10 protein-coding genes are annotated in these 9,861 nt (G+C 70.5%); 7 read left to right on the top strand and 3 right to left on the bottom strand.

Going from position 1 to position 9,861, the window contains the following annotated elements; genetic code table 11:
• A partial coding sequence (gene groEL, locus QNJ12_RS07850) for a chaperonin GroEL (protein ID WP_300621222.1) occupies window positions 1-870 on the top strand: 870 nt, incomplete at its 5' end.
• Window positions 871-1,043: 173 nt separating this feature from the next.
• Window positions 1,044-1,910 carry a trypsin-like serine protease gene (locus tag QNJ12_RS07845; RefSeq protein WP_300621220.1) on the top strand — a complete coding sequence of 289 codons (867 nt, stop codon included), beginning with the start codon at window positions 1,044-1,046 and terminating at the stop codon, window positions 1,908-1,910.
• Between the two features lie 55 nt (window positions 1,911-1,965).
• Here QNJ12_RS07845 and QNJ12_RS07840 read toward each other — a convergent pair whose 3' ends face one another.
• Both QNJ12_RS07840 and QNJ12_RS07835 read right to left on the bottom strand, forming a co-directional pair.
• Window positions 1,966-2,502 (bottom strand): DUF1697 domain-containing protein, encoded by a 537-nt coding sequence (locus QNJ12_RS07840; RefSeq protein ID WP_300621217.1) that lies wholly within the window; start codon window positions 2,500-2,502, stop codon window positions 1,966-1,968.
• A 4-nt stretch (window positions 2,503-2,506) separates the two neighbouring features.
• Window positions 2,507-3,235: an aquaporin gene (locus tag QNJ12_RS07835; RefSeq protein ID WP_300621213.1), complete on the bottom strand. Its 729-nt coding sequence runs from the start codon at window positions 3,233-3,235 to the stop codon at window positions 2,507-2,509.
• A gap of 23 nt (window positions 3,236-3,258) precedes the next feature.
• Between QNJ12_RS07835 and QNJ12_RS07830 the strand changes: the two genes are divergently transcribed.
• Genes QNJ12_RS07830 through QNJ12_RS07820 form a run of 3 tightly spaced genes read left to right on the top strand, consistent with a single transcriptional unit; the run spans window position 3,259 to window position 5,576 of the window.
• Complete coding sequence (locus QNJ12_RS07830) at window positions 3,259-4,104, top strand: hypothetical protein (RefSeq protein ID WP_300621211.1); 846 nt, start codon at window positions 3,259-3,261, stop codon at window positions 4,102-4,104.
• Window positions 4,101-4,913 carry a formate dehydrogenase accessory sulfurtransferase FdhD gene (gene fdhD / locus QNJ12_RS07825; protein WP_300621208.1) on the top strand — a complete coding sequence of 271 codons (813 nt, stop codon included), beginning with the start codon at window positions 4,101-4,103 and terminating at the stop codon, window positions 4,911-4,913. Before QNJ12_RS07830 ends, fdhD begins: the two co-directional genes overlap by 4 nt.
• 9 nt (window positions 4,914-4,922) lie before the next feature.
• Window positions 4,923-5,576: a chlorite dismutase family protein gene (locus QNJ12_RS07820; protein ID WP_300621206.1), complete on the top strand. Its 654-nt coding sequence runs from the start codon at window positions 4,923-4,925 to the stop codon at window positions 5,574-5,576.
• A gap of 85 nt (window positions 5,577-5,661) precedes the next feature.
• On the opposite strand, the gene QNJ12_RS07815 is transcribed toward QNJ12_RS07820, so the two are convergent.
• Entirely contained in the window at window positions 5,662-6,930 is a 1,269-nt protein-coding gene (locus QNJ12_RS07815; protein ID WP_300621203.1) for an ABC transporter substrate-binding protein, read from the bottom strand.
• A 23-nt stretch (window positions 6,931-6,953) separates the two neighbouring features.
• Here QNJ12_RS07815 and QNJ12_RS07810 point away from each other — a divergent pair, with 23 nt between their 5' ends.
• Both QNJ12_RS07810 and QNJ12_RS07805 read left to right on the top strand, forming a co-directional pair.
• Window positions 6,954-7,418, top strand: coding sequence for a hypothetical protein (locus QNJ12_RS07810; protein ID WP_300621200.1), 465 nt, complete (start codon window positions 6,954-6,956; stop codon window positions 7,416-7,418).
• A gap of 103 nt (window positions 7,419-7,521) precedes the next feature.
• Window positions 7,522-9,861 (top strand): [protein-PII] uridylyltransferase, encoded by a 2,340-nt coding sequence (locus tag QNJ12_RS07805; protein ID WP_300621197.1) that lies wholly within the window; start codon window positions 7,522-7,524, stop codon window positions 9,859-9,861.

The raw sequence follows: 9,861 nt of genomic DNA, 5'->3' as shown, positions 1-9,861 counted from the left end.
GCCGAGGACATCGAGGGTGAGGCGCTCGCCACGCTCGTCGTCAACAAGATCCGCGGCACGTTCAACGCCGCGGCCGTCAAGGCACCCGGCTTCGGCGACCGCCGCAAGGCGATGCTCCAGGACATGGCCGTCCTCACCGGTGGTCAGGTGATCAGCGAGGACGTCGGCCTCAAGCTCGAGAACGCGACCATCGATCTGCTCGGCACCGCCAAGCGCGTCGTCATCACCAAGGACGAGACCACGATCATCGAGGGCGCCGGCGACCACGGCGACATCGCCGGGCGGATCAACCAGATCAAGGCCGAGATCGACAACACCGACTCCGACTACGACCGCGAGAAGCTCCAGGAGCGTCTCGCCAAGCTGACCGGCGGCGTCGCGGTGCTCAGGGTCGGCGCGGCCACCGAGGTCGAGCTCAAGGAGAAGAAGCACCGCATCGAAGACGCCGTGAGCACCACCAAGGCCGCCATCGAGGAAGGCGTCGTGCCCGGTGGTGGCGTCGCGCTGGTCCGGTCGCTCGACGCCGTCGAGGCGGCCGCGGCGGCACTCGAGGGCGACGAGGCGACCGGTGCCCGCATGGTGGGAGCAGCACTGTCGGCGCCGCTCAAGCAGATCGCCGAGAACGCCGGCATGGAGGGCGGCGTCGTGCTCGAGCGGGTCCGTTCGCTCGCCGGCGCCGAGGGCCTCAACGCCGCATCTGGCGTCTACGAGGACCTCGTGCAGGCCGGTGTCATCGACGCCGCCAAGGTCACGCGCTCGGCGCTGCAGAACGCAGCCTCGATCGCTGCGCTGTTCCTCACCACCGAGGCCGTCGTCGCCGACATGCCCGAGGAGACTCCCGCCATGCCCGGCGGGGACATGGACTTCTGATCGACGACCGTCGCCAGGATCCGACGAGGCCCGGGGCGCAGCGCCCCGGGCCTCGCCGCGTCCGGATCGCCCGTTTCGGGGAGTCGTCGGCCTTGAACCGGATGTTCCCGCGCGGTACGTTTCCTCGCCGGCGGGCCTCCTATCCAGATCACACACGAGACCACGGAGCAACCATGCGCACATCCTTCCTCGCGGTCGCCGCTGCGGCCGCCTCACTGTTCGCCCTCGCCGTCGCCGATCCCGTCGGAGCCATCACCCGAGGTGGCCGGCTGGACGGCGAGGACCACCCCTATGTCGGGCTGATGGTCGCCGATGACGCTGACGGCAACCCGATGTGGCGCTGCTCCGGCGCGCTCATCTCGCCGACCGTCTACGTCACGGCGGGTCACTGCACGTTCGGTGCTGCCGGCGCCGAGCTGTGGTTCACGAGCGACCTCCACAACGGCGAGCCCGGCACGCCCACGGCACCGGAGTACAACTACCCGTTCGAGGGTGAGGCTCACGGCACGCCGATCGCCCACCCGGAGTACGTCGACGAAGCCTTCTTCCTCTTCGATCTCGGCGTCGTCATCCTCGACGAGCCGTACGAGCTCGACGAGTATGCGACCCTGCCGGAGCTCGGCCGCGTCGACGAGTTCACGTCGGGCCGCAACAAGGGCACCTCCACGGTGACCGCCGTCGGGTACGGCCTGCAGAAGATCGTCGGCACCGCTCAGGGTCAGGGCCAGGACTTCGTCCTCGACGACAAGACCCGGTACGCCGCGGACCTGATGGTGTCCAACTCGAAGGGTGTCGCCGGACTCGGCAGCATCTTCAAGCAGATCGACGGCACCGGCTCGTTCATCGTGTCCGGCGACGCCAAGCACGGCGGCACGTGCTTCGGCGACTCGGGTGGCCCGATGCTCGCCGACGGCAACGTGATCGTGGGCGTGAACTCGTTCGGGCTCAACGGGAACTGCGCCGGCATCGGCGGCGTCTACCGCATCGATCAGCCCGACGACCTCGACTTCATCAACGGCTTCCTGCTCGAGCTGAGCTGAACGCTCACTTCCTGAGCGTGACGGGCCGGCGCCGATGGCGCCGGCCCGTGCGCGTTCAGGTGAGCTTCGCCACGATCCGCTCGATCGTCGACCAGGCCCGGCTCGTCATGCGCTCGCCGGCGAGGCGCTCGACGACACCCCCAGGTGTCTGGCGACGCCCGTCGACGTCGCGACACACTGCGAACACCTCCCTCGGTCCCGCATCGAACACGGTCCAGTCGCCGCGCGTCGACTCGATCGGCAGCCGCAGCGCGGCCGGCACGGCGTCGCGAAACATGATCACGAGCGACTCCTGGGCGTCGGTGAACGGCGACGTTGCGAACGGATCGCGCTCGATCGTCGCCTGCAGCTCCTCCAGCGACCGGACGAAGACCTCGGTCGGCCGACCGACGACGTCGGTCACGGCGCGCTCGACGTCGTCGACGAGGTCGGGCAGCCGGGCGTCGTCGAGCTCGAACGAGACGTTCCCGGTCGAGATGTACGAGTGGACCTCTCGCGCGCCGGCGGTCCCGAAGAGGTCGAGGAGCACCTCGCGGTGCAGCCCCTCGCGACCGATCATGACCGCCCGCACGAACGCGACGTGCGTGGTCACGTGCTCAGTCGTCGTCGCCGGCGATCGCGTCGGCGACGTCCTCGAGGACGGAGTCGTCGAAGATCGTCTCGTCGATCGTCGCGTCGTCGATCGCCAGCCACACGAGGGTGCCGGCGAAGGCCGCGACGATCGGCACGACCACGAACGCCCACAGCTGGCCGAGCGCGTTCGGGTCGGTGTCGGCGAAGACCGCGGCGCCGAGGCTCCGCGCCGGGTTCATGCCGGCGCCGGAGAGATCGAGCAGGAACAGCGTGCCGAGCGCGTAGGCGGCACCGGTGAACGCCGCCATCGTGCCGTTCGAACGCTGCTGGCTGATCGACGAGAGCAGCACGACGACCGCGACGGTGCCCATGATCAGCTCGGCCGCCAGTACGACACCGAGCTCGCCGAACCCGCTGCGGTCCCAGCCGTTGACGCCTCGCGTGAAGCGGTCGGTGTCGTTGAGGCCGAAGATGACGGCGGCACCGAAGATGCCGCCGAGCACCTGGCCGACGAGGTCGGACGCGAATTCACGGCCGTCGATGCCCCTCGAGAACCAGAGCGCGAGGCTGAACATCGGGTTGGCGACGGCGCCGATCACACCGATCGAGAGCGCGATGGCGAGTCCGAATCCGATCGCCACGCCGAGGGGGCCGATCGACGAGCTCCCGAGGATCAGCAAGCCCGGTCCGCCCAGCATGACGATGGTCGTGCCGACGAACTCCGCGCCGATCAGCCTCCCGGTCGATTCCATGGCGGCGAGCGTAGTATCGGCCGATGATCGGGCTGGCGACCGCAGCTGCGGCGCGCGCCGTCGACGCTGACCTGCCGCTACTCGAACAGATCCTGCCGGACGCACGTGTGGTTGTCTGGGACGACCCGGCGGTCGACTGGTCGGCGTTCGACGTCGTGGTCATCCGGTCGGCGTGGGACTCCCACCGACGGCGTGCGGAGTTCGTCGCCTGGGCGAAGGCCGTCGCGACCGGCACGAGCTTGTGGAACCGCGCCGACGTCGTCGAGTGGAACACGGACAAGCGCTACCTCTGCGATCTGGTCGCCAGCGGATTCCCGGTCGTCCCGACCTCGTTCGTGGCACCGGGCGATCACGCGCCGGACGACCTCGAGGGAGATCTGATCGTGAAGCCGTCGGTCGGCGCCAGCTCGGAAGGCGTGGTCCGGACGTCGGATCCCGGTGAGGCGATCGCCCACGTGCGTCGGCTGCACCGCGACGGCTTCACGGCGATGGTCCAGCCGTTCGTGGCCGATGCCGGCGGCAGCCCCGAGACGGCGCTGGTGTATCTCGCCGGACGGTTCAGCCACGCCGTGCACAAGTCGGTGACGCTCCCGGAGACCGTGAGGATGCCCGGCGACGCGGCCGCGACGGCGGACGCTGCCGCGTCCGAGACCGTCGCGGCCCACGTGCCGACCGCCGCGGAACGCTCGCTCGGCGATCGGATCGTCCGGTGGCTCCCCGACACGGCATACGCCCGCGTCGATCTGCTGTCGTCGGCGGACGGGCCGCTCGTGCTCGAGGTCGAGCTGACCGAGCCCTCCTTGTTCCTGGACGCCGACCCCGGCGCGCCAGCGCGCGCGGCGGCAGCGTTTCGTAGCCTGGCGGGGTGACCCGCTCGCGCACTCGGCGCTTCCTGGTGACCGAGGTGACCCCCGAGGGCGCGCGCCGGCGCCCCGACGATCTGATCGTCGAGGAGCCGATGACGATCGAGCTCGACGGCACCACGGTGGCGACCACGATGCGCACGCCGGGCCACGACTACGAGCTCGCGGTCGGCTTCTGCCACACCGAAGGGCTCTTGTCCGGCGCGCTGGTGCGCGGCGTCCGGTACTGCGCCAACGGCGCCGCGTCCGACACCGACTTCAACCTCGTCACCGTCGACACCGGCGGTGTGGCGCCGACCCCGACGCCGCGATTGGGTACGACGTCGTCGAGTTGTGGATGGTGCGGCGCCGAGCAACTCGACGAGATGAGCGCACGGCTCGATCCGCTCCCCGACGGCGGGACGATGCCGCTCGAACTGCTCGTGCGGATCCCCGATCTCGTCACCGGGGACCAAACGCTGTTCGACAGCACCGGCGCAGTCCATGCCGCGGCCGTCTTCGACCGCACCGGCGAGGTCGTGCTGCTGCGCGAGGACGTCGGCCGCCACAACGCAGTCGACAAGGCGGTCGGGGCGCTGCTCCTCGACGGCCGGCTCCCGGCCACCGGGCTCGGGTTGTTCGTCAGTGGCCGGGCGAGCGTCGAGATGGTCCAGAAGGCCTGGGCGGCGGGTCTCGGCACCGTCGTGGCCGTGAGCGCGCCGACCGCGCTGGCGGTCGAGGCCGCCCGAAGCGCCAACCTGACGCTGGCCGGCTTCGTCCGGGGCGGCCGGTGCAACGTGTACGCCCCCGAGCGGCTCCCACCACCCGATCGGTAGCCTGACGCGATGCGCATGGAAACCGGCGTCTGCGTCCTCCACCTGTTCTGCATGCGAGGTGACGGTGTCGACCGTGAGGCGGTGCACGCCGCGGTCAAGGCCGCCGAGGAGCAGGAGTGTCAGGTCGTCACCGCCCAGATCCTGGGTCACAAGGGCGACATGGCGTTCATGGCGCTCGGGCCCGACGTCGCGGCCCTGCGGTCGTTCCAGACGGCGCTCCAGCAGGCGGGCCTCCGCGTGGTCGACAGCTATCTGTCGATCACCGAGGTCAGCGAGTACGCGAAGGGCATGCCCGAAGAAGCGTTGCAGGCCCGGCTGTACCCGCAGCTCCCACCCGAGGGCAAGCCGGCCTTCTGCTTCTACCCGATGAGCAAGCGGCGCGAGGCGCACGCCAACTGGTACGCGACGCCGTTCGACGAACGTCGCGACATGATGATGGAACACGGGTCGAGCGGCCGGAAGTTCGCCGGCAAGATCGTGCAACTCGTCACCGGTTCGACCGGTCTCGACGACTACGAGTGGGGCGTGACGCTGTTCGGCATCAACCTCGAGGTCATCAAGGACGTCGTGTACACGCTGCGCTACGACAAGGGCTCGGCGCTGTACGGCGAATTCGGCGCCTTCTACGTCGGCTACCTGGCGTACGTCGACGACATGCTCTGATCGGGCTTCGCCGACCGGCCGAGCCGTCTCGGCAGTCTCGGGCGCTCACCCCGAGATCCCTGGCGCGCCGACGAGGCGCGCTCGGTCAGGGCACGTCGAAGCGTCGGGTGGCGGCCGGGTCGTCGGCGCCCTGGGCGTCGAAGGCGATCGCCTCGAACGTCGCCCTGACGGGATCGCCGGTGGTGTTCGAGAGATCGACGCTGCCCGACAGGCCGTTGTAGTCGATGCGGAGTCCGTCCTCGTCCTCGAGCAGCTCGACACACCGCGCGTAATCCGAGCACACCCGCCCGCCCGTGCTGACCGATGCCATGTTCGCGCGCACCCGGTTGGGTGCATCGGAGCCTGCCTGGATCGCTGCGAGGCTGACGAGGTTCACGCAGTCGACCGCATGGGCGGCGAAGAAGCCGGTGGGGCCGTCGTCGATCACCGACGTCGCCAGCGGCGCCACCGCCGTGAGCCGAACGCGGAACGACGGTGACAGGTTCTGGATGGTCTGCCGCGCCTCTCGGATCGCGTCGTTGACGATGATGGCGGACGGTGTCCGACGTGGCGCGTCGTCGAGCGCGGCCAGCAGCCGGCTGCCGTCGTCGGCGTCGCCGAGCACGACCACGGCCCCCGGCGTGCCGGTCAGGAGCGTGTTCGCGGCATCGGACAGGTTCTCCTCGTCGCCGCTGAACCCGACCTGCTCGACGATCGAGACCGCATCGCGGGCCTGCAGCTCGCTCACGAGCGCAGCCTCGAGCCCGCGCCCGTACGGGTCGTCGAGATAGGCGATCGCGACCGTGTCGACGCCGGTCTGCTCGATGCGGCTCGCGATCGCTGCCATCTGCAGCGAGTCGCTGGGCACCGTGCGGAAGAAGTAGCTGTTGTCCGGATAGTCGTCCAGCGACAGCGCGGTCGCGGAGGGAGAGCAGGTGACGACGCCCGTGTCGAGCCGAACGAGCGCATCGAGCCGCGACAGCGCGACGAGCGAGGACGCAGGTCCGATGACGGCATCGACACCGGCCGCGAGCAGCTCGTCGGGACCGGTGTCGGATTCCTCGTCGATCGTGGTCAGCTCGACGTCGTTGCCCAACGCCCCACCGGCGTCGTTGATCAGCTGCACCGCATCTTCGATCGCCTCGATCATCGGCTCCCCGAGCGAGGCACCGGGCCCCGTGCGAGGCAGGAAGACACCGATCGACAGCACCCCGTCGCCGGTCCGCTCGGGCAGCGTGGTGGTGGTGACGACGACCGTCGTGGTCGGTGCGACCTCGTCGGAGCCGCCGGTGCACGAGGTGGCGATCGATGCGGCAAGGACCACTGCCGCCCAGCTGCGGCCGGACCGGCGGAGCTTCGCACGCGGGGTGGGCACGACTTCACGATAGAAGAGACGGTGTGACCGGCGACGTGCACCCCGACCCGTCGGGCGACCTCGTGCACGCCGCCAGATCGGTGACGCCGGGGTGGCTGCGGCGGATCATCGCCGATGCCGCCGACCGGGGCGGTGTCGACCTGTCCGAGCGGGCGTCCGCGATCGACGAGCTGGTGGCGGTCGAGGCAGCGGCGCTGCTCGACGGTCTCGAACGGCTGCTCGCGACCGACGTCGACGCCCAGCGGACCAACCCGCTGTCGCTGTTCCGGGCAGCCGTCGCGGCGCCGAACCGGTTGCTGCGTGAGGCCGGCGTGCCGCAACCCGATCTCGATGCGTTCGCAGTGGACGTGTTCCCCGACGACCCCTACGGCCTCGGTCCCGCCACGTGGGGCGACATAGACGAGCGGCTGATCGAGCCGGGTCTTGCGTGGGGCGCCTGGAAGGCCATGACCGTGCTCCGGCGTCGGCGCGACGAGGGGCTGCGTTGACCGACGCGAGGGTCCGCCCCCGGCGCGGGCACGGCGGCGTTCGGTCGCCCGCCGGTGTGCAGCGAATGCGCGGCCAGCCAGTCCTCGCCCTACCGTGTGCCGGATGACGGCGACCACCGCGGAACGTGCGATCGAGACCGCGTGGGCGCGCCGCCTCGCAGTGCTCGGCGATCCGGGGCTCCGCGGCCGCGAGTTCTGCGAGCAGCTCTCGACGGCGACCGACGACTGGATCCGTGCGCTCGTCGACCGAGCACGCGAGCAGGATCCCGCCGCGCCGGACTTCGCCGTCATCGCCGTCGGCGGCTACGGGCGCGGCGAGCTCGCTCCCTTCAGCGACATCGACCTGCTCCTCGTGCACGAGAGCAAGGGGAGCCGGCTCGAATCGGTCGCCTCGGGCATCTGGTACCCGATCTGGGACGCAGGCATCCAGCTCGGCCACGCGGTGCGCTCGCTCGACGAACACCTCACCCTCGCGAAGAGCGACCTCGACACGGCCACGGCGCTGTTGACTGCCCGGCCGATCGCGGGCGACGCCGACCTCGGCGCGACGGTGGTGAGCTCCGGGCTGCAGAGCTGGACCAAACGCAAGAAGCGTTGGTTGAGCGAGCTCCAGAAGCGGGTCCGCGAACGTCAGGCCAACGCCGGCGACGTGGCCTACATCCTCGAGCCCGACGTCAAGGACGGTCACGGCGGCATCCGCGACGCGCAGTCGCTCTGGTGGGCCGAGTGCGGGGGACTGCGTCTCACCCGGGGCGACAACGAGACGCTGAACCGCTGCTACGACGTGCTGCTCGAGGTTCGCGTCGCGCTCCACCGGGCCACGGGACGCGGAGGCGACACGCTGCGACTCGAGGATCAGGACGCAGTGTCGGCTGCTGCCGGCGCAGCCGACGCCGATGCCCTGATGGCCGACATCGCCGCCGCAGCTCGCACGGTGGCGTGGATCGCCGACGAGACATGGGGCCGCGTCGGCAAGACCAGCGGCGGCGCCCCGAACGAGGTCGCGCCGGGCGTGATGTTCCTCGACGGCGAGATGGAGCTGGCGATCGACGCCGACCCCGCCGTCGATCCGACGTTCATGCTGCGCATGGCAACCGCCGCGGCGCGCCACGACGCACGCATCGGGCGCAAGAGCCTCGATCGGCTGACCGAGCTCGTGCCGCAATGGCCTGCGGTGTGGCCGGTCGGCGCGATCGACGAGCTCGTCGCGCTGCTGCTCGAGGGTCATCGGGCGATCCCGGTGATCGAGGCGCTCGATCAGCGCGGGCTGATCACGCGCATGCTGCCCGAGTGGGAGCCCGTTCGCTCGCGGCCGCAGCGCAACGCGTACCACCGCTTCACCGTCGATCGTCACCTCTGGGAGGCCGCGGCGAACGCTTCCGAGCTCGTCGACATGGTCGCCCGGCCCGACCTGCTCGTCCTCGGCGCACTGTTCCACGACCTCGGCAAGGGATACCCCGGCGATCACACCGAGGCCGGCATGGAGCTCCTTCACGATCTCGGCCCCCGCCTCGGCCTGAACGAGCACGACGTCGACGTGCTGGTCGCCATGATCGAACACCACCTCCTGCTGCCCGACGTCGCCGTCCGCCGCGACCTCTCGGACCCGGCGACGATCCGCTTCGTCGCCGATCGGGTGCTCGACCAGGAGCGGCTCGAGCTGCTCCACGCGTTGACCATCGCCGACTCGAAGGCCACGGGGCCGTCGGCGTGGGGCGGGTGGAAGGAGGAGCTGGTCGCCGACCTGGCCACGCGCGTCGCCCACGTCGTCGGCGGTGGCGAGGTCGAGGAGGCCACCTGGACGCTGTTCCCGAACGCCGAGACGGTCGCCCTCATGGCGGCGTCGGACCATCACGTCGAGGGGCGCGGAGACCGCATCAGCGTGGTCTACCGAGACAATCCGGGGTCGTTCAGCCGCATCGCCGGCGTGCTCTCGCTCCACGGCCTCGACGTGGTGTCGGCGCGCGCCCACTCCGACGAGCCCCAGCTGGGTCGCGTGAGCATGGGCGCCTCCGAGTACCGCGTCCAGGTGCCACCGGAGGGCGTCGACTGGGCGCCGATCGAGGAGGACATGCGGCGGGCGTTGGTCGGGCAACTCGCGATCGAACCGCGCCTCGCCGAGCGCGCAAGGACGTACCGCCGCCAACGGGTGACGCAGGCGGCGCAGCCGGCCGCGCCCCGGGTGACGTTCGAGGACGGCGCGTCGAGCAACGCATCGGTGCTCGAGGTGCGCTGCGCGACCCGGATCGGGATCCTGTACCGCATCACGCGCGCGCTGGCCGGCATTGGCCTCGACATCCGCCATGCGACCGTGCAGACCGTCGGCATGGAGGTCGTCGACACGTTCTACGTCCGCACGTGGGCCGGTGAGCTCGTCGACGACGAGTTCCACCGCGCCGAAGTCGAACGTGCGGTGCTCCACGCGATCTCGTCGGCGCCCTGA

The sequence above is a fragment of the Ilumatobacter sp. genome (assembly GCF_030065885.1).
GTDB lineage: Bacteria > Actinomycetota > Acidimicrobiia > Acidimicrobiales > Ilumatobacteraceae > Ilumatobacter.
This window is presented reverse-complemented; position numbering and strand designations above follow the sequence as displayed.

Coding starts and splice junctions, on each gene's coding strand:
- QNJ12_RS07805 (WP_300621197.1), top strand. CDS start 7,522: ATGACGGCGACCACCGCGGAACGTGCGATCGAGACCGCGTGGGCGCGC.
- QNJ12_RS07820 (WP_300621206.1), top strand. CDS start 4,923: ATGCGCATGGAAACCGGCGTCTGCGTCCTCCACCTGTTCTGCATGCGA.
- QNJ12_RS07830 (WP_300621211.1), top strand. CDS start 3,259: ATGATCGGGCTGGCGACCGCAGCTGCGGCGCGCGCCGTCGACGCTGAC.
- QNJ12_RS07845 (WP_300621220.1), top strand. CDS start 1,044: ATGCGCACATCCTTCCTCGCGGTCGCCGCTGCGGCCGCCTCACTGTTC.
- QNJ12_RS07835 (WP_300621213.1), bottom strand. CDS start 3,235: ATGGAATCGACCGGGAGGCTGATCGGCGCGGAGTTCGTCGGCACGACC.